The organism is Pseudomonas sp. USHLN015 (genome assembly GCF_037153275.1).
Taxonomy (GTDB): Bacteria; Pseudomonadota; Gammaproteobacteria; order Pseudomonadales; family Pseudomonadaceae; genus Metapseudomonas; species Metapseudomonas tohonis.
In genome coordinates this window covers 270,063-288,399 of the sequence record NZ_JBBCKP010000006.1, presented here as the reverse complement: position 1 = coordinate 288,399, position 18,337 = coordinate 270,063, and the positions used below count along the sequence as shown (strand labels likewise).

Here is an 18,337-nt window from a genome sequence, read left to right as displayed (position 1 = left end):
GTGGCTCAGGATGCCAAAGCGCTGGCCGCGAGGGTAGGGGGAGACCGAAGTTCCATCCATGCTCTCGATGGTGCGCCATAGCGCCGCCGGATAATGGGCCGGCAAGGAGTGTTCCAGAGCGTGGATTCACTCTTTCGAGCTACAGGATGAATCCCTCCTTGGTGCGCTTATCGCCTGTGCGGGTGACTGGTTAGGGTGTGCTCCTCCTTCACCAACCAGGAAAGCCGCATGACAAAAACAACAATGCGCGCAGTTTTCCGGCCGCACGCGCTGGCCGCCGCCGTAGCCATGGGATTTGCCACCCAGGCCCACGCCGTCAACTTCAACATCGGCGAGATCGAAGGGCAGTTCGACTCCTCGCTGTCGGTGGGTGCCAGCTGGTCCATGCGCGGCGCCGACCCGGATCTGGTCAGCACCGTGAACGGCGGCAAGGGCCAGTCGTCCACCGGTGACGATGGCCGCCTCAACTTCAAGAAGGGCGAGACCTTCTCGAAGATCTTCAAGGGCATCCACGACCTGGAGCTGAAGTACGGCGACACCGGCGTCTTCGTCCGTGGCAAGTACTGGTACGACTTCGAGCTGAAGGACGAGAACCGCCAGTTCAAGGACATCAGCGACCACAACCGCAAGGAAGGCTCCAAATCCGCCGGCGCCCAACTGCTCGACGCCTTCGTCTACCACAACTACAGCATCGCCGACCTGCCGGGTAACGTGCGCGTGGGCAAGCAGGTGGTGAGCTGGGGCGAGAGCACCTTCATCGGCAACAGCATCAACTCGATCAACCCGGTCGACGTCTCCGCCTTCCGCCGCCCCGGCGCGGAGATCAAGGAGGGCCTGATCCCGGTCAACATGTTCTACCTGTCCCAGACCCTGACCGACCAGCTCAGCGTCGAGGCCTTCTACCAACTGGAATGGGACCAGACCGTCCTGGACAACTGCGGCACCTTCTTCGGTGGCGACGTGGCTGCCGACGGCTGCGAAACCGGCTACACCGTGGGCTCCCCGGCCATCGCCCCGCTGCAACCCATCGCCGCCGCCTTCGGCCAGGGCTTCGACGTCACCTCCGAGGGCGTGATCCTGCCCCGGGCCGGCGACCGCGACGCCCGTGACAGCGGCCAGTTCGGCGCGGCCCTGCGCTGGCTGGGCGACGAGACCGAGTACGGCCTGTACTTCATGAACTACCACAGCCGCACGCCGTTCGTGGGCACCAAGACGGCTGGCGCCGCGACCCTCGCCGCGTTGCCCGGCATCATCGGCACCGCCAACGGCATCGTCCCCGGCTCCGGTGCGGGCCTGGCGCAGAGCACCATGCTGGGCAATGGCCGCTACTACCTGGAATACCCCGAGGACATCCAGCTCTACGGCCTGAGCTTCTCCACCACCCTGCCCACCGGCACGGCCTGGAGCGGCGAGATCAGCTACCGCCCGAACGCGCCGATCCAGCTCAACACCAACGACGTGACCCTGGCCCTGGTCAACCCGATCGCCGGCGGCACCGCGTCGCCCATCGCCACTGCGCCGGGCGCCGACAACACCGGCTACAAGCGCAAGGAAATCACCCAGGCCCAGACCACCCTGACCCACTTCATCGACCAGGTCCTGGGTGCCGAGCGCCTGACCCTGGTGGGCGAGGTCGGCGTGGTGCACGTCGGCGGCCTGGAGAACGCCCGCGAGCTGCGCTACGGCCGCGACTCGGTGTATGGCGCCTACGGCTTCGGCGGCGACACCCACGGCTTCGTCACCAGCACCTCCTGGGGCTACCGCACCCGCGCCATCCTCGACTACAGCAACGTCATCGCCGGCATCAACCTGAAGCCGAACGTGGCCTGGTCCCATGACGTCGACGGCTACGGCCCCAACGGCCTGTTCAACGAGGGTGCCAAGGCGCTCAGCATCGGTGTCGATGCCGACTACCAGAACACCTACACCGCCAGCCTCAGCTACACGGACTTCTTCGGTGGCAAGTACAACACCCTGGTCGACCGCGACTTCCTCGCCCTCAGCTTCGGCATGAACTTCTGAGTGAACAGAGAACATGACTATGCGTAAGACGATCCTGCACAGCACCGCCCTGGTCCTCAGCCTGCTCGCCGCCAATGTGATGGCCGCCGTGTCCGCCGATGAAGCGGCCAAGCTCGGCACCAGCCTCACCCCGCTGGGTGCGGAGAAGGCCGGCAACGCCGACGGCAGCATTCCCGAGTGGACCGGTGGCATCGGCAGGGACGCCGGCGCGGTGGACGCCAAGGGCTTCCTCGCCGACCCCTTCGCCAGCGAGAAACCGCTGTTCACCATCACCGCCGCCAACCTCGACCAGTACAAGGACAAGCTGTCCGACGGCCAGGTGGCGATGTTCAAGCGCTACCCCGAGACCTACAAGATCCCGGTCTACCCGACCCACCGCACCGTCGCCGTACCCGCCGCGGTCAACGAGGCGGCGAAGAAAAGCGCCGTCACCGTGCAGCCGATCAACGACGGCAACGGCCTGGCCAACTTCGCCGACAGCCGCTACTACGCCTTCCCGATCCCGAAGAACGGCGTGGAAGTGATCTGGAACCACATCACCCGCTACCGTGGCGGCAACCTGCGCCGGATCATCACCCAGGCCACGCCCCAGGTGAACGGCTCCTACACGCCGATCCGCTTCGAGGAAGAAGTGGCCGTGCCCCAGGAGATGCCGGACCTGCCGGCAGGCAAGGGCGAGAACGTGCTGCTGTTCTTCAAGCAGCAGGTGACCGCGCCGTCGCGCCTGGCCGGTAACGTCCTTCTGGTGCACGAGACCCTGGACCAGGTGAAGGAACCGCGCCTGGCGTGGATCTACAACGCCGGCCAGCGCCGCGTGCGCCGTGCGCCCCAGGTCGCCTACGACGGCCCGGGCACCGCCTCCGACGGCCTGCGCACCTCCGACAACTTCGACATGTTCTCCGGCGCCCCGGATCGCTACGACTGGAAGCTGGTGGGCAAGAAGGAGATGTACATCCCCTACAACAGCTACAAGCTGGACTCGCCCTCGCTCAAGTACGACGACGTGATCAAGGCCGGCCATATCAACCAGGACCTGACCCGCTACGAGCTGCATCGCGTCTGGGAAGTGGTCGCCACCGTGAAGAGCGGCGAGCGCCACATCTACGCCAAGCGCCACATGTACATCGACGAAGACAGCTGGCAGGTCGCCCTGGTCGACCATTACGACGGCCGTGGCCAGCTGTGGCGCGTCGCCGAGGGGCACGCCCAGTTCTATTACAACCAGCAGGTGCCGGCCTACACCCTGGAAGCCCTGTACGACATCATCGCCGGCCGCTACCTGGCCCTGGGCATGAAGAACGAAGAGAAGCACAGCTTCGAATTCGGCTTCGTCGGCAAGGCCGCCGACTACACCCCGGCCGCCCTGCGCAACGCCGGCGTGCGCTGATGCCCCACACGCACAGGGATGTGCGTGTTCCTATCTTGTTGTCGTGACGCTCCCTTGCGAGGCGGCCTTTGGCCGCCTTTTTTATGAGCGTGGATCAGTGCCCTGAATGATCCTTCAAGGTGCGCGCCGCAGAGGCCTAGGCTGGCGCCCCGAGCAGCCCGAACAAGAACAACTGAGGCGTGCCGCATGTCCGCCATGACCCGTTTCGATTCCCACGCCTACCTGCCGCGCCTGCCTGCGCTGCATGTCCCGCGGCCGCGCCTGTGCGACGCCCTGGTCGCCTCCTCGGCGCGCCTGCGCCTGCTCTGCGCCCCCGCCGGCAGTGGCAAGAGCGTGTTGCTGATGGAATGCGTGCAGCGCTGCCCAGCCGATCATTCGGTGCACTGGTTGCCGCTCGGAGGCGTGGCCCTCTCGCCGGCGGGCTTGTGTGCCGGCCTCGCGGCGGTCATGGGGCTGGAGGAGTCGGACGAGACCAGCGTGCAGCGCGCCCTGGCCCAGTGGACGACGCCCGGCTGGATCATCCTCGACGACTATTGCCGCCAGCCCAACCCCGAACTCGATGCCTGCCTCGACCGCCTGCTGACCACCAGCAGCCCGGCGCTGCGCTGGTGGATCAGCGGCCGGCGGCGCCCGGCCTGCAACCTGCCGCGCCTCCTGATCGACGGCGAGCTGCTGGAGCTGGACGCCGCCGCCCTGGCGCTGGAGGCCGAGGAACTGGCCCGGCTGCTGGAGCCGTCGCGCCACGGCTGGCCCAACGATGCACCGGCGCGCCTGCTGGAAAGCACCGGCGGCTGGTGCGCCGGGGTGCGCATGGCGCTGCTGGAACCGGTGGACTGGGGCTTCGCCGACCCGCTGCAGCGCGGCGGCCATTCCGCCACCCTGGCCGCCTACCTCGACCACGAACTCTTCGCCGGCCTCGGCCCCGAGCAGGCCGAGGCCTGGCTCGCCCTCGCGCACCTGCCGCGCTTCAATGCCGCCCTGTGCGAACACCTCTTCGGCCCCGGCGAAGGCGCCCGCCTGCTGCGCGACCTCGACGCCCTGGGCAGCTTCGTCGAGCCCCTGGGCGACGCCCCCGGCTGGTTCCGCATCTTCGCCCCGCTGGCCATGCAGATGCGCAACCGCGACGCCCACTCCGGGCGCGGCTGGCACCTGCGCGCCTGCCAGTGGTTCGCCGCCGAAGGCGACTGGCAGGCCGCCGCCGAGCATGCGCTGGAAGCCGAACAGCCCGAAGCCGCCGTGAGCCTGCTGCAGCACTTCGGCGTCCAGCACCTGTTCCAGGGGCGCAACGTCGCCCTGCTGCTGCGCCTGCACAAGGAAGTGGAGGAGGGGCTGCTGCTGGTCTCCCCGCATTCCCTGCGCCTCTTGGCCGGTGCGCTGCTGTTCTCCGGCAAGCTCGACGAGGCCGCCCAGTGCATCGCCGAACAGGGCCGCTTCCTGCCCCAGCCCGATGCCGAGCGGCAGCGCGAGCTGGTGGCCTATTGGCAGGCCCAGTACGGCCTGCTCGCCCACCTGCAGGGCGACGGCCCCGGCGCGCGCCTGCACCTGACCGAGGCGTTGGCGACCCTGGGCGACGACGCCTGGGAGCAGAAGCTGATCTGCTATTCCGGCCTCACCCAGCAGGCATTGCTGGCCGGCGACCTGGACGCCGCCCAGGAACTGAGCCGCGAAGCCCTGCTGCTGGCGCGCAGCCACGGCAGCCTGCTGCTGGAGGCCTTCCTCGAACTGGACCACTCGCAGCTGCTGGAGCATCGCGGCGCCCTGCTGCGCGCCGACGCGGTACTCGAACGCGCCCAGGAATTCCTCATGGGGCAGGGCCGCAACGCCAGCCCGCTGCTCGGCCGCCTGGCCTTGCGTCGCGGGCGCCTGGCCCTGCGCCAGGGGCGTGACGAGGAGGCCCGCAAGCACTACCAGTACGGGCTGCAGGAAGCGCGCAACTGCGGCGATTACCGTGCCCTGTTCGGCTACCTCGGCCTGGCCACGCTGGACGCCAACCGCCGCGAGTTCGACCGCGCCTTCGACCGCCTGCGCGAAGCCGAGCGGCTGATGCAGATGCGCCACATCCCCGAGCGGGTCTACCGTGCCGTGCTCCTGCAGGTCAGCAGCAGCCTGCTGCTGATGCAGGGCCGTGCCGGCCAGGCCCGCCACGCGCTGCTGCGGGTGCTGCGGCACTTCCGTGGCGAGAACGCGGTGCAGCCACCGCCGGCGACCCTCGACCTGATCCCGCGCATCGAGTGGCAGCTGGCCCTGGCCGAGCTCTACGAAGGCGAGGCCTTCAACGCCCGCCAGCGCCTGCTGGGCCAGTTGCACAAGGCCCGGGAGAACGGCATGCACGCCCTGGAAGTGGAAATCCACCTGGCCCTGGCCGAGGCGGAATACCTCGGTGGCGACCTGGCCCAGGCCGCCGCCACCCTGCGCGACGGCCTGACCCTGGCCGAACAGTTCAACCTGCAACAGCCCCTGCGCGAGCTGCAGTTGCGCCAGCCGGCCATGCTCAAGGCGCTGGACATGGACCCGGGCGAGGCGCCCGACGACAGCCTCGCCGGTGGCCCGTTGAGCCAGCGCGAGCTGGAAGTGCTCGGGCTGATCGCCCAGGGCAGCTCCAACCAGGAAATCGCCGAGCGCCTGTTCATCTCCCTGCACACCGTCAAGACCCATGCCCGGCGCATCAACGGCAAGCTCGGCGTCAAGCGCCGTACCCAGGCGGTTGCCCACGCCAAGGCAATGGGCTTGATGTAGCCCGGCCGCGTGGTCGTTGGAGAAGGGAGATGGGGCTCTACCCATCCTACTCAGCGCACAGGGTGGAGTAGGGGGGCGTAGGGTGGGCTTCAGCCCACCGCTGCTTTCTGTAGGGGCGACTTCAGTCGCCAAGCGGCATGCAGTTCGTAGGATGGGTAGAGCGAAGCGAAACCCATCACCCCGAAGCGACAGCCCGCCGTCAATGCAAGGCCGGCGTCGCCTCGTGCCCCAGCTGTTCCAGGCGCTGGGTCAGCAGCAGGCGCTGGGCCGGGTCTTCGCAGAGCAGCAGGGCGCGTTGCAGGTCGAAGCGTTCGGCCTGGGGGCACTCCAGCTGCTTGTAGATATCGGCGCGGGCCAGGTGGTCCACCAGGTTGGCAACGCCCAGTTCCAGCACCCGCTCGGCGTCTTTCAAGGCTTCCAGCGGCTTCTCGGCCTGCAGGTGCAGCTGGCGCAGGTTGCGTGACAGCCGTTGCAGCTGCTCGCGGGCGTCGCAGGGTTGCAGGTGGCCGGCCTGGAGTTCGGCCTTGGGGCCCAGGGTACGCAGCAGCAGCTCGCGGCAGTCGCGGGTGTAGAGGCGGCGGCCGCCGCAGGGATCGAGCAGGTGATCGGCACCGGGCACGCGCAACAGGAAGTGCCCGGGGAAGTTCACCCCCACCAGCGGCACGTCCAGGCGCCGGGCCAGCTCCAGGGCCAGCAGGGCGAGGGACAACGGCTGCCCGCGGTGGCGCAGCAACACCTGGTCCAGCAGCGCGGCACGGGGGCGCAGCGGCTGGTCGTCGTCCTCGTTGAAGTCCAGCTCGCTCAGGCGGCGCAACAGCGGTTGCGCCAGCTCCATCGCCGGGAGTTGCGGCAGGCCGGCGGCCACCTGCTGGGCGAGGCCGGCGACATCGCGCATCAGCGTTGCCGGGTTCACCGCCGGGTCATGCTCGGCGGCGATCCAGAACGCCGCTTCCAGGGTCGCGGGCGGGTCGGCTTCAAGGCAGGCGAGGCAGTGTTGGCGGGGGGTCATGAGACATCTCCAGTTCGCCTCAGGTTTGTAGCCGGCCCCTGGATTTTCGTCCAGTGGGCGGGCGGCGACCCGCTGCGGCGGCTGACGCCTATACTGGCTCCTAAAGTCAGCAAGGGGCTCGCCATGTTCAGCATGATGGAGGCCGCGCGGCTCGAAGCGCTGCACCTCGCCCAGGACCCGGTCACCGGGCTCCGCGCCGTCATCGCCATCCACGACACCCGGCTCGGCCCGGCGCTGGGTGGCTGCCGATACCTGGCCTACCCCAATGAAGAAAGCGCCATCCGTGACGCCATCCGCCTCGCCCAGGGCATGAGCTACAAGGCCGCGCTCGCCGGCCTCGAGCAGGGCGGTGGCAAGGCGGTGATCATGCGCCCCGCCCATGTGGATAACCGCGCCGCGCTGTTCGAAGCCTTCGGCCGCATGATCGAGTCCCTGGGCGGGCGCTACATCACCGCGGTGGACAGCGGCACCTCCAGCGCCGACATGGATTGCATCGCCCAACAGACCCGCCACGTCACCAGCACCAGCTCCGCCGGCGACCCCTCGCCGCACACCGCCATGGGCGTGTTCGCCGGCATCCGCGCCAGCGCCCGGGCGCGCCTCGGCAGCGACGACCTCGAAGGCCTGCGCGTGGCCATCCAGGGGCTCGGCAACGTCGGCTTCGCCCTGGCCGAGCAACTGGTGGCGGCCGGCGCCGAGCTGCTGGTCAGCGACCTCGACCCCGGCCGCGTGCAACTGGCGGTGGAGCAGTTAGGCGCCCAGCCGGTGGCCAGCGAAGCGCTGCTCACCACGCCCTGCGACATCCTCGCACCCTGTGGCCTGGGTGGCGTGCTCAACCCGCAGACCATCCCCCAGCTGCGTTGCGCGGCGGTGGCGGGAGCGGCGAACAACCAGTTGGCCAGCGCCGACAGCGCCGACGGGCTGGAGGCCCGCGGCATCCTCTACGCCCCCGACTACGTGATCAATTCCGGCGGGCTCATCTACGTCGCCCTCAGGCACAAGGGTGACGAGCTGCCCGCCATCACCGCGCACCTGTCGCGCATCGGTCAGCGCCTGACCGAAATCTACGCCCACGCCCAGGCCGACAAGCGCTCACCCGCGCGCGTCGCCGATGCCCTGGCGGAGCGCCTGCTCTACCGTTGAGCAGGGCCTCCCGCGCCCGTCGCGGGAGCCGGGACCAGGGCCGTGATCCGGCCCGCCGTCCCCCATGCGGCGCCACGAACGCCGCCACCCTTGAAGCACCCACGAGGTGAGGAGGAGTGACATGCACAACCCACGGATCGACATCCCCTACACGCGCCACCTGGACCCCGAGGGGCGCCTGCTCGGCGAGCTGCCCGCCTGGGCCGACGACCTCGACCTGCTCACCCGGCTCTATCGGCAGATGGTCCTGACCCGCCTGTTCGACCAGAAGGCCGTGGCCCTGCAGCGCACCGGCCGCATCGGCACCTACGCGCCGACCCTCGGCCAGGAGGCGATCGGCGTCGCCATCGGCAGCCTGATGCGCGAGGAGGACGTGCTGGTGCCCTACTACCGCGACACCGCCGTGCAGCTCATGCGCGGCGTGCGCATGGAGGAAATCCTCCTCTACTGGGGCGGCGACGAACGCGGCAGCGCCTATGCCGATCCGGCCGTGGCGCAGGACTTCCCGCTCTGCGTGCCCATCGCCACCCAGGCCCTGCATGCCTGCGGGGTGGCCACCGCGTTCAAGATCCGTGGCCAGCACCGTGTCGCCGTCACCACCTGCGGCGACGGCGCAACCAGCAAGGGCGACTTCCTCGAAGCCCTCAACGTCGCCGGTGCCTGGCAGCTGCCCATGGTCTTCGTGGTCAACAACAACCAGTGGGCCATCTCGGTGCCGCGCAGCATCCAGTGCGGCGCCGCCACCCTGGCGCAGAAGGCCATCGGCGCCGGCTTCCCCGGCGAGCAGGTGGATGGCAACGACATGCTCGCCGTCTACGACCGCATGCGTGCGGCGCTGGACCGGGCCCGCCACGGCAAGGGCCCGTTGCTGCTGGAATGCATCAGCTACCGCCTGGGCGACCACACCACCGCCGACGACGCCACCCGCTACCGCAGCGCCGACGAGGTGAAGAAGGCCTGGCAGGAGGAACCCATCAAGCGCCTGCAGGCCTACCTCGCCGCCAATGCGGTGTGGGACGAGGGCCGCGAGCAGGCGCTGATCGCCGAGTGCCAGAAGGAAGTCCAGGCGGCGGTGGAACGCTTCGAGTCGGCCGGCACCCAGCCGGTGGAGTCCGTCATCGACCATGTCTATGCCAGTTGGCCGGCACCCCTGTCCGAGCAGCGCGAAATGCTCCTGGAGCGTGCCGCCCGCCGCGAGGTGAACCGCCATGAATAAGCCCGTGACCCTGGAAAGGCGCGCCCTGCTGGAGGCCGTCAACCTGGCCCTGCATCGCGCCATGCAAGAGGACGAGAACGTCGTCGTGCTGGGCGAGGACGTCGGCGTCAACGGCGGCGTGTTCCGTGCCACCCTCGGCCTGCGCGAGGCCTTCGGCTTCAAGCGGGTGATCGACACGCCGCTGGCGGAAACCATGATCGCCGGGCTCTGCGTCGGCATGGCCGCCCAGGGCCTGAAGCCGGTGATGGAGATCCAGTTCCTCGGCTTCATCTACGCCGCCATGGAGCACCTGGTGTCCCACGCCAGCCGCATGCGCAACCGCACCCGGGGCCGCCTCGGCTGCTCCATGGTGCTGCGCAGCCCCATGGGCGCCGGCATCCGCGCGCCGGAGCACCACAGCGAGAGCACCGAGGCGATCTTCGCCCAGATCCCCGGCGTGCGCGTGGTCATCCCCTCATCGCCGGCCCGCGCCTACGGCCTGCTGCTGGCGGCCATCGACGACCCGGACCCGGTGGTCTTCCTCGAACCCACGCGGCTGTACCGGATGAACCCGCAACCCCTGGTGGACGACGGCCAGCGCCTGCCACTGGACAGCTGCTTCACCCTGCGCGAGGGCAGCGACATCACCCTCGTCAGCTGGGGCGCCAGCGTCCACGAGACCCTGCAGGCCGCCCAGCGCCTGGAGGAGCAGGGCATCAGCGCCGAGGTGATCGATGTCGCCTGCATCAAGCCCCTGGACCTCGACACCCTCGAAGCCTCGGTGCGCAAGACCGGGCGCTGCGTGATCGTGCACGAGGCACCGCGCTCCTGCGGGGTGGGCGCGGAGATCGCCGCCAGTCTCTACGAACGGGCATTGCTCGATCTGCAGGCGCCGATCCAGCGCGTCACCGCGCCGGACATCCCGCCGCCCCTTTACCGCCTGGAGCAGCTCTACATCCCCAGCCCCGAGGACATCCTCGCGGCCTGTGAACTGGTGCTGGACTACGCCTGACGAGCCGAGGAGACGACCATGAAGCATTTCAAACTGCCCGACCTCGGCGAAGGCCTGCAGGAGGCCGAGATCGTCGAGTGGCACATCAAGGCCGGCGACAGCGTGCACGCCGACCAGTTGGTGGTCTCGGTGGAGACCGCCAAGGCCCTGGTGGACATCCCCGCGCCCCAGGACGGCGTGGTGGCCAAGCTGTTCGGCCGCGAGGGCGACATCCTCCACGTTGGCGAGCCGCTGCTGGCCTACGAAGGCGAGGACAGCGACGCCGGGACCGTGGTCGGCCGCCTGGAGGGCGGTGGCGATGCCCGGGCCGATGCCTTCTTCGTCGGCGCCGCCCCCTCCACCCGCGAACACCTCGCCCCCCGCGCCACCCCGGCGGTGCGCCAGCTGGCGCAACGGCTGGGCGTCGAGCTGGCCGGTTTGCAGGGCAGCGGCGCGCAAGGCCTGGTCACCCGGGCCGATGTCGAGGCCGCCGCGCAGAGCGCCCGCGACCGCTTCGGTGGCGAACGCCTGCGCGGGGTGCGCCGCAGCATGGCGATCAACATGGCCCGCTCCCACGCCGAAGTGGTGCCGGTGACGATCTACGGCGACGCCGACCTGCACCGCTGGGCGCTGGCGCGCGACCCGTTGATCCGCCTCGGCAAGGCCATCGCCGCCGCCTGCGAGGTGGAGCCCATCCTCAACAGCTGGTTCGACGGTCGCGTGCTGTCCATCCGCCGGCACGACAAGCTCGACCTCGGCATCGCCGTCGACACCCCCGACGGCCTGTTCGTCCCGGTGCTGCGGGATGTCGGCGGGCGCAGCGCCGAAGACCTCAAGGCCGGCATGGCGCGGCTGCGCGCGGACGTCCAGGCGCGCTCCATCCCGCCGCAGGAAATGATGGGCGCGACTATCACCCTGTCCAACTTCGGCACCCTGTTCGGCCGCTACGCCAACCCCGTGGTGGTGCCGCCCCAGGTGGCGATCATCGGTGCGGGTGGCATCCGCGACGAAGTGGTGGCCTGGGAGGGCAAGCCGGCGGTGCACCCGATCCTGCCGCTGTCGCTGACCTTCGACCACCGCGCCGTCACCGGTGGCGAGGCCGCGCGCTTCCTCAAGGCGCTGGTGGTGGCGCTGGAGCAACCCTGACCCTGACCCCTCGCGCCCCAGGGACGGGGCGACCGAGCACCGCGCGCCCCGATCCAGGGCCTGATCCATCACCCCCGGCGAAGCGCCGGTCGGGCGGTCGGCGCTGCCCCCTCGCAATCGCTGCCGCTGGGCTATAACTCCTGTAGCCCTGAGTCAACACCTCTTCCTTTCGGAGAGACCATGGACGTTCAAGCTTCCTCTGATCAGTTCGACTCTGCTTCTGCTTTTGCCTTTGCTCAGGCCCAGTTGGGCGCCGTCGATCAGGTGATGACCCGTCTGGAGGTCTCCCCGGACGGGCGGATACTGGACGCCAATCCACACTTCCTCCGTATCACGGGGTACGACCTGGGCGACCTGCAAGGTCAGCACCATCGCATCCTGCTGCCACCGGAAGAGGGCACCACCGCCGCCTACGAGGCGCTCTGGGAAAACCTGCGCAACGGCCAGGCCTGGGAAGGGGAGCTCCACTACCGCGACAGCCAGGGGCGGGACGTCTGGCTGCGTGGCGGCTGTTGCCCGCTGCGCGATGCCGAGGGCCGCACCCAGCGCATTGTCGAATACGCCATCGACCTGACCGAGCAGAAGCAGCTCGCCGCCAACTTCGAAGGCCAGATCGACGCTCTCAGCCGGGTCATGGGCAAGGTGGAGTTCGCCCTGGACGGCACCATCCTCGACGCCAACCCGCGCTTCCTGGAGATCGTGGGCTACCAGCTGGAGGAACTGAAGGGCCAGCACCACCGCCTCCTGGTGGACCCGGACTACGCCCAGTCGGCGGACTACCGCGCCTTCTGGGACACCCTGCGGCGCGGCGAATACCTGGCTGGCGAGTTCTGCCGGGTGGCCAAGGACGGGCACGAGGTCTGGATCCAGGGCTCCTACAACCCGGTGCTGGACCTGGATCGCAAGCCCTGCAAGATCGTCAAGTTCGCCACCGACATCACCGCCCAGGTCGAGCAGAACCGCCGCCTCAAGCAGGCGATGGAGGAGGCCGAGGAAGCCGCCCGGGTGCGCGAGGAGCTGCACAAGTCGCTGCAGGAGATGTCCACCCCGGTCACCCCCATCTGGGACGGCATCCTCCTCCTGCCGCTGGTGGGCATCATCGACTCCATGCGCACCGCCGATGTCATGAACAAGTCGCTGACCAAGATCGCCGAGACCCGTGCCCGGGTCTTCGTGCTGGACATCGCCGGCGTCGCCACGGTGGACACCGGCGTCGCCAACCAGCTGATCAAGATCACCAAGGCCACCCAGTTCATGGGCTGCGAGGCGATCATCTCCGGGGTCTCCCCGGCCATCGCCCGGACCATGGTGGAGCTGGGCGTCTCGGTGGGCGACATCCGCACCACCGCCACCCTGCGCGACGCCTTCGAGATCGCCCTCAAGCGAGTCGGGTCCGCGCTCTAGGAGGCGGTCATGGAGCTGGAAAGCAACGACCTGGGCATCGCCGACGTCGCCGATTGCATCGTCGTCAGCATGCGCCCGGACCTGGGCGACGAGGGCATGCAGCGCTTCACGCAGGTGCTGTCGCAACGCCTGCTCTCGGGGCGCCAGCATGCCGTGGTGCTGGATTTCTCGGCGGTCACGCTGCTCGACCACCACGAGTTCAAGGAAGTGCGCAAGGTGGCCGACGTGTGCCGCCTGCTCGGCGCGAACTGCCTGCTGGTCGGCCTGAATCCCGGGATCGCTGCCTTCCTCGCATTGGTCGATGCCGACCCCGGGCCGTTGCGCTGCTTCATCGACATGGACGACGCCCTGGCCCACGCGCGCAGCTGCAAGGGAGCGGCCTAGGCCATGGCCGGGGAACGGGACGCCAGGGAGGCACGCTACCCGTTGCGCCACGACGTGGACCTGCACCTGGCGGTGATGTCGGTGCGCCGGCTGCCCTTCCTTGCCGGCCTGTCCGAGGTCGACCGCGCGATGCTCTCCACCGTGGTGTCCGAGCTTGGCAGCAACATCCTCAAGTACGCGGTGAAGGGCGAGGTGACGCTGGCCCTCAACCAGGCCGAAGGGCGCCCCTGCATCGACATCGTCGCCCGTGACCAGGGCCCCGGCATCCCGGACGTGGACAAGGCCGTGCAGGACCACTACAGCACCTCGGGCACCCTGGGACTTGGGCTGCCCGGCGTGCGCCGGATGATGTCAGAGCTGTCCATCACCCTGCCGCCGGAGGGCGGTACGCAGGTACTGGCGCGCAAGTGGCTGGGGCCCGCCCCTAATACCGCGCGCCTCTCCCTGCCGGTGCCGGGCGCGGGGCGGGAGGGCCTGCAACTGGAATGGGCCAGCGAGAACCGCCCCTGCCACCCGGAGCGCGTTTCCGGTGACCTGGCCTTCATGCGGGCGGGGCCGGACGGGGTGAGCCTGGTGCTGATCGACGTCAGCGGCCATGGCGCCTCGGCCCACCAACTGGCCCGCGCCCTCGAGGCGGTTTTGCAGCAGACCCCTGAGCAGGAGCCCACCCGCCTGCTGCAGCTTTTGCACCAGCACTGCATCGGCACCCGTGGCGCGGCGGCCGGCGTGGCGCTGGTCAACGGCGAGCGCGGCGAGCTGAGCTACGCCGGCATCGGCAACACCCGCATCTGCCTGCGTGGCCGCGAGGCCTGGCGCGGCGTCTCCCGCGATGGCGTGCTCGGCGAGCGCTATCCCACGCCTCTGCTGCAACGCCAGCCGATCGATTCCGGGGATGTCGTGATGCTGTATTCCGACGGGGTCAGCGAGACGCTGAACCTGCGCGACGGCCTGCTCGACCTGGGCGCCGATCCCGCGGCCCTGGCTCGCCAGGTCATCACCCACAGCGGGCGCAGCACCGACGATGCGAGTTGCATCGTGCTGCGGGTGCTGGCAGGCGAGGGCGCCTAGATGCGGCACGTGGTCGGCGACATCACCCTCGATGGCCCGGCCGCCGCGTTGGCGGCCCGGCGCAAGGTCGCGCAGGTGCTCGCCTGCATCGACCCGCACCCCACCTTCCTGGCGCCGCTGGCGAGCACCACCTCCGAGCTGGTGCGCCAACTGGCGGCGACCGTAGCCAACCTGCGCCTGCAACTGTGGCTGGACGACAGGACCCAGGAGCTGGGGCTCTGCCTGTCGGCTGACCAGCCTCTGCAGCCCCCGCTGCACGGGGCCGTGCAGGGCGGTGTGCGCCTGCTCGTCCTGGCGGAGAACAGCCTCGCCCTGTCCTGCCGGCTGCCGCGCTGGCCCGATGCCGAGTTGCAACAGCGCATGCGCCAGCAGTTCGCCGAGCCTTCCCGCGACGAACTGTTCGCCCTGATGCAGGCCAAGAACCAGGAGCTGGAGCAGGCCTATGTCCTGGCGGAAAGCGCCACCCGGGCCAAGAGCGATTTCCTCGCCAACATGAGTCACGAGATCCGCACGCCGATGAACGCCATCCTCGGCATGGCCCACCTCGCCCTGCAGAGCCCCCTCGACCCGCAGCAGTTCGACTACCTCAGCAAGATCCAGCGCTCGGCCCAGCACCTGCTGGGGATCATCAACGACATCCTCGACTTCTCGAAGATCGAGGCCGGCAAGCTGGACCTGGAGCGGATCGAGTTCGACCTCGACCACGTGCTGGAGAACCTCGCCACCCTGGTGGGAGAGAAGGCCGAGGCCAAGGGCATCGAACTGCTGTTCGAGATCGACCATCGATTGGACACGCTGTTGCAGGGCGACCCGCTGCGCCTGGGGCAGATCCTGATCAACTACGCCAACAACGCGGTCAAGTTCACCGAGCAGGGCGAAATCCTGGTCAGGGTGTGCTGCCTGGAGACCTGGCCGGAGGAGGTCCTGCTGCATTTCTCCGTACAGGACACCGGTATCGGCATGAGCCAGGAGCAGCAGCAGCGGCTGTTCCAGTCCTTCCAGCAGGCCGACACCTCCACCACCCGCAAATACGGCGGCACGGGCCTCGGCCTGGCCATCTCGCGGCGCCTGGCGGAACTGATGGGGGGCGAGGTGGGCGTGCACAGCGAGCCGGGCCAGGGCAGCACCTTCTGGTTCACCGCCCGGCTCGGCCGGGGGCGGCGACGAGCCCGCTACCTGCCGAGCCTGGACCTGCGCGGCCGGCGCATGCTGGTGGTGGACGACAGCGCCAGCGCGCGCAACATCCTCGCCACCCTGCTCGGCAGCATGACCTTCGCCGTGGACACGGCCGAGTCGGGCCAGCAGGCGCTGCAGATGATCGCTGCCGCCGAGCAGGACGGGCGCCCCTACGACGTGGTGCTGCTGGACTGGCACATGCCGGGGCTCGATGGCATCGAGACCGGGCGCCGGCTCATCGCGCGCGGCATGACCAGCCGGCCCTACCGCATCATGGTCACCGGCTACGGCCGCGAACAGGTGTTCCGCGAGGCCGAAGGCGCCGGATTCGACCGGGTGCTGGTCAAGCCGGTGTGCGCCTCCGTGCTGTTCGACACCCTCATCGGCCTGTTCGGGCAGCAGGCGACCTCCCTGCCGCAGCGCAGCGCCGGCCCGCCCGTGCCCCAGCGTTTCGACGGCGCGAGGATTCTCCTGGCCGAGGACAACGAGCTGAACCAGCAGGTCGCCAAGGGGCTGCTGCGGCTGGTCGGCGCCGAGGTCGTGGTGGCCGAGAACGGCGCCATTGCGGTGGAGATGGCCGCCCAGGTGCCCGTCGACCTGATCCTCATGGACATGCAGATGCCGGTGATGGACGGGCTGGCCGCGACCCGCTGCCTGCGCGAGCGCGAGCAGGGTGGGGCGCGCATCCCGATCCTGGCGATGACGGCCAACGCCATGGCCGGCGACCGCGAGCGCTGCCTGGAGGCCGGCATGAACGACCACATCGCCAAGCCCATCGACCCCGAGAAACTCTATGCCGCCCTGCTGCGCTGGCTTCCCGACTTCGCCCACCAGGCCGAGGCGCCGAGCGAGCCGCCGGCCCCGGAACCGGCCTCGCCGGCGCATTGGCTGGGGCCGCTGCAGGCGCTGGGCCTGAACGCCGAGACGGCGCTGCAGCGCCTGATGCACAACTGGCAGTGGTACGAGGACCTGCTGCGCAGCTTCGCCCGCCAGGGCAGTCAGCCCATGCAGAACCTGGTCGCCGCCCTGCGGGCCGGCCAGCGGGAGGAGGCGCACCGTCACGCCCACACCCTCAAGGGCATCGCCGCCACCCTGGGCGCCGAGTCGCTGCGGGAACTCTCCGCCCGGCTCGAAGGCGCCCTGGCCGGACAGCAAGACCTTGGCGGCCTGCTGCCCCTGGCCGAGGAAGGCGTGCAGCTGCAACAGCGCCTGGCCGAGGGCCTGCAAGCGCTGCTGCCGGCGGAGGACGCCACCCCGGCCGGGCAGGAGGCACCCGACATGCCCGGCCTGCTGGCACGGCTGACGGCCCTGCTGGCCGATGACGACGCCGATGCCCTGGCCCTGTTCCAGCAGCACCGGCCATCGCTCGACGATGCCTTGGGCGGGGCTGCGCCGGCCATGGCGGAGGCCATGACGCAGTTCCGCTTCACCGATGCCCTGGCACATCTGCACCAGCTCCGGGCCGCCAGGCCCGACCTGTTCAATATGGAGTGAGGTCACCTTCGATGCTCAACCTGATGGATCCCGACAGCAAACCCACCCTGCTGGTGGTCGACGACACGCCGGAGAACCTCTCACTGCTCAGCGCCCTGCTGGGGCCCCACTACCGGGTCAAGGTCGCCATCAATGGCCAGCGGGCCCTGGACATCCTCACCTCGGGCACCCGGGTGGACCTCATCCTCCTCGACGTGGTGATGCCCCACATGGACGGCTACCAGGTGATGCAGGCGCTGCAGGAAATCCCCCAGGCGCGCGGCGTGCCGGTGATCTTCCTCACCGCCCAGGTGGAGGAGAGCGCCGAGGCCCACGGGCTGGCCCTCGGCGCCGTGGACTACATCCACAAGCCCATCACCCCCGCCATCGTGCTCGCCCGGGTGCGCAACCACCTGGAGCTGAAGACCGCGCGGGACCTGCTCTACAACCAGAACGCCTACCTCGAACAGGAGGTGGAGCGGCGCACCCGGGAAAACGAGCTGATCCAGAACATCACCATCCACTCCCTCGCCTCCCTCGCCGAAACCCGCGACAACGAGACCGGCAACCACATCCTGCGCACCCAGCACTACGTGAAGCTGCTGGCGGAGGAGCTGTGCGACCACCCGCGCTTCCAGGATGAACTCACGCCCAAGACCATCGACCTGCTGTTCAAGTCCGCCCCCCTGCACGACATCGGCAAGGTCGGCGTGCCGGACCGGATCCTGCTCAAGCCCGGCAAGCTGGAGCCCGAGGAATTCGCCCAGATGAAGAACCACCCCATCCTGGGCAAGGAAGCCATCGTCCACGCCGAGGAGGCCCTGGGGGTGGAAGTGGAGTTCCTGCGCCTGGCCAAGGAGATCGCCTGCCACCACCATGAGAAATGGGACGGCAGCGGCTACCCGAGCGGGCTGGCCGGTGACGATATCCCCCTTTCCGCGCGGCTGATGGCCCTGGCCGACGTGTACGACGCGCTCATCAGCAAGCGCTGCTACAAGGCCGCCATGCCCCACGAGGACGTGGTGCCGATCATCCTCGCGGGGCGGGGTAATCACTTCGACCCGGACATCACCGACGCCTTCGCCCGCATCCACCCCCAGTTCCAGGAGATCGCCCGGCGCTTCCACGACGACTAGGCCAAGGGGCTCCAGACCGCTCCCGCAGCAGGCGGCATGCCCGTAGCCCGGCGAATACCGAGCGGCA

Annotated in this window: 13 protein-coding genes; 12 read left to right on the top strand and 1 reads right to left on the bottom strand. The window is 69.3% G+C overall.

What is annotated here, in order from left to right; genetic code table 11:
* Window positions 1-228: 228 nt before the first annotated feature.
* The 3 genes from WFQ67_RS14445 to WFQ67_RS14435 all read left to right on the top strand — a co-directional run bounded on the left by WFQ67_RS14445 (window position 229) and on the right by WFQ67_RS14435 (window position 6,145).
* Window positions 229-2,022 carry a DUF1302 domain-containing protein gene (locus WFQ67_RS14445; RefSeq protein WP_337057277.1) on the top strand — a complete coding sequence of 598 codons (1,794 nt, stop codon included), beginning with the start codon at window positions 229-231 and terminating at the stop codon, window positions 2,020-2,022.
* Between the two features lie 19 nt (window positions 2,023-2,041).
* Window positions 2,042-3,409, top strand: coding sequence for a DUF1329 domain-containing protein (locus WFQ67_RS14440; protein WP_337057276.1), 1,368 nt, complete (start codon window positions 2,042-2,044; stop codon window positions 3,407-3,409).
* 186 nt (window positions 3,410-3,595) lie between these two features.
* On the top strand, window positions 3,596-6,145 hold the full coding sequence (locus tag WFQ67_RS14435) for a LuxR C-terminal-related transcriptional regulator (protein WP_337057275.1): 2,550 nt from the start codon (window positions 3,596-3,598) through the stop codon (window positions 6,143-6,145).
* A 199-nt stretch (window positions 6,146-6,344) separates the two neighbouring features.
* On the opposite strand, the gene WFQ67_RS14430 is transcribed toward WFQ67_RS14435, so the two are convergent.
* Window positions 6,345-7,154 (bottom strand): SirB1 family protein, encoded by an 810-nt coding sequence (locus tag WFQ67_RS14430; RefSeq protein ID WP_337057273.1) that lies wholly within the window; start codon window positions 7,152-7,154, stop codon window positions 6,345-6,347.
* Window positions 7,155-7,277: 123 nt separating this feature from the next.
* Here WFQ67_RS14430 and WFQ67_RS14425 point away from each other — a divergent pair, with 123 nt between their 5' ends.
* The 9 genes from WFQ67_RS14425 to WFQ67_RS14385 all read left to right on the top strand — a co-directional run bounded on the left by WFQ67_RS14425 (window position 7,278) and on the right by WFQ67_RS14385 (window position 18,270).
* On the top strand, window positions 7,278-8,297 hold the full coding sequence (locus WFQ67_RS14425; RefSeq protein ID WP_173172706.1) for a Leu/Phe/Val dehydrogenase: 1,020 nt from the start codon (window positions 7,278-7,280) through the stop codon (window positions 8,295-8,297).
* A 121-nt stretch (window positions 8,298-8,418) separates the two neighbouring features.
* The gene (pdhA, locus tag WFQ67_RS14420) at window positions 8,419-9,513 is read left to right on the top strand and encodes a pyruvate dehydrogenase (acetyl-transferring) E1 component subunit alpha (RefSeq protein ID WP_337057272.1); all 1,095 of its coding nucleotides are present in this window, start codon (window positions 8,419-8,421) and stop codon (window positions 9,511-9,513) included.
* Window positions 9,506-10,504, top strand: a complete 999-nt coding sequence (locus WFQ67_RS14415) for an alpha-ketoacid dehydrogenase subunit beta (protein ID WP_213626189.1) — start codon at window positions 9,506-9,508, stop codon at window positions 10,502-10,504. Before pdhA ends, WFQ67_RS14415 begins: the two co-directional genes overlap by 8 nt.
* A gap of 18 nt (window positions 10,505-10,522) precedes the next feature.
* Window positions 10,523-11,629, top strand: a complete 1,107-nt coding sequence (locus WFQ67_RS14410) for a dihydrolipoamide acetyltransferase family protein (protein WP_337057271.1) — start codon at window positions 10,523-10,525, stop codon at window positions 11,627-11,629.
* A 267-nt stretch (window positions 11,630-11,896) separates the two neighbouring features.
* Complete coding sequence (locus tag WFQ67_RS14405) at window positions 11,897-13,033, top strand: PAS domain-containing protein (RefSeq protein ID WP_337057270.1); 1,137 nt, start codon at window positions 11,897-11,899, stop codon at window positions 13,031-13,033.
* Between the two features lie 9 nt (window positions 13,034-13,042).
* A complete protein-coding gene (locus tag WFQ67_RS14400) occupies window positions 13,043-13,417 on the top strand; it encodes a hypothetical protein (protein ID WP_337057268.1) in 375 nt (124 codons plus the stop codon).
* A gap of 3 nt (window positions 13,418-13,420) precedes the next feature.
* Entirely contained in the window at window positions 13,421-14,485 is a 1,065-nt protein-coding gene (locus tag WFQ67_RS14395; RefSeq protein WP_337057267.1) for an ATP-binding SpoIIE family protein phosphatase, read from the top strand.
* Window positions 14,486-17,155, top strand: a complete 2,670-nt coding sequence (locus WFQ67_RS14390) for a hybrid sensor histidine kinase/response regulator (RefSeq protein WP_337057266.1) — start codon at window positions 14,486-14,488, stop codon at window positions 17,153-17,155.
* Between the two features lie 11 nt (window positions 17,156-17,166).
* A complete protein-coding gene (locus tag WFQ67_RS14385; RefSeq protein WP_337057265.1) occupies window positions 17,167-18,270 on the top strand; it encodes a response regulator in 1,104 nt (367 codons plus the stop codon).
* Window positions 18,271-18,337 lie beyond the last annotated feature (67 nt).

Coding starts and splice junctions, on each gene's coding strand:
- WFQ67_RS14425 (WP_173172706.1), top strand. CDS start 7,278: ATGTTCAGCATGATGGAGGCCGCGCGGCTCGAAGCGCTGCACCTCGCC.
- WFQ67_RS14395 (WP_337057267.1), top strand. CDS start 13,421: ATGGCCGGGGAACGGGACGCCAGGGAGGCACGCTACCCGTTGCGCCAC.
- WFQ67_RS14390 (WP_337057266.1), top strand. CDS start 14,486: ATGCGGCACGTGGTCGGCGACATCACCCTCGATGGCCCGGCCGCCGCG.
- WFQ67_RS14410 (WP_337057271.1), top strand. CDS start 10,523: ATGAAGCATTTCAAACTGCCCGACCTCGGCGAAGGCCTGCAGGAGGCC.
- WFQ67_RS14440 (WP_337057276.1), top strand. CDS start 2,042: ATGCGTAAGACGATCCTGCACAGCACCGCCCTGGTCCTCAGCCTGCTC.
- WFQ67_RS14415 (WP_213626189.1), top strand. CDS start 9,506: ATGAATAAGCCCGTGACCCTGGAAAGGCGCGCCCTGCTGGAGGCCGTC.
- WFQ67_RS14400 (WP_337057268.1), top strand. CDS start 13,043: ATGGAGCTGGAAAGCAACGACCTGGGCATCGCCGACGTCGCCGATTGC.
- WFQ67_RS14430 (WP_337057273.1), bottom strand. CDS start 7,154: ATGACCCCCCGCCAACACTGCCTCGCCTGCCTTGAAGCCGACCCGCCC.
- WFQ67_RS14385 (WP_337057265.1), top strand. CDS start 17,167: ATGCTCAACCTGATGGATCCCGACAGCAAACCCACCCTGCTGGTGGTC.
- WFQ67_RS14445 (WP_337057277.1), top strand. CDS start 229: ATGACAAAAACAACAATGCGCGCAGTTTTCCGGCCGCACGCGCTGGCC.
- pdhA (WP_337057272.1), top strand. CDS start 8,419: ATGCACAACCCACGGATCGACATCCCCTACACGCGCCACCTGGACCCC.
- WFQ67_RS14435 (WP_337057275.1), top strand. CDS start 3,596: ATGTCCGCCATGACCCGTTTCGATTCCCACGCCTACCTGCCGCGCCTG.
- WFQ67_RS14405 (WP_337057270.1), top strand. CDS start 11,897: ATGACCCGTCTGGAGGTCTCCCCGGACGGGCGGATACTGGACGCCAAT.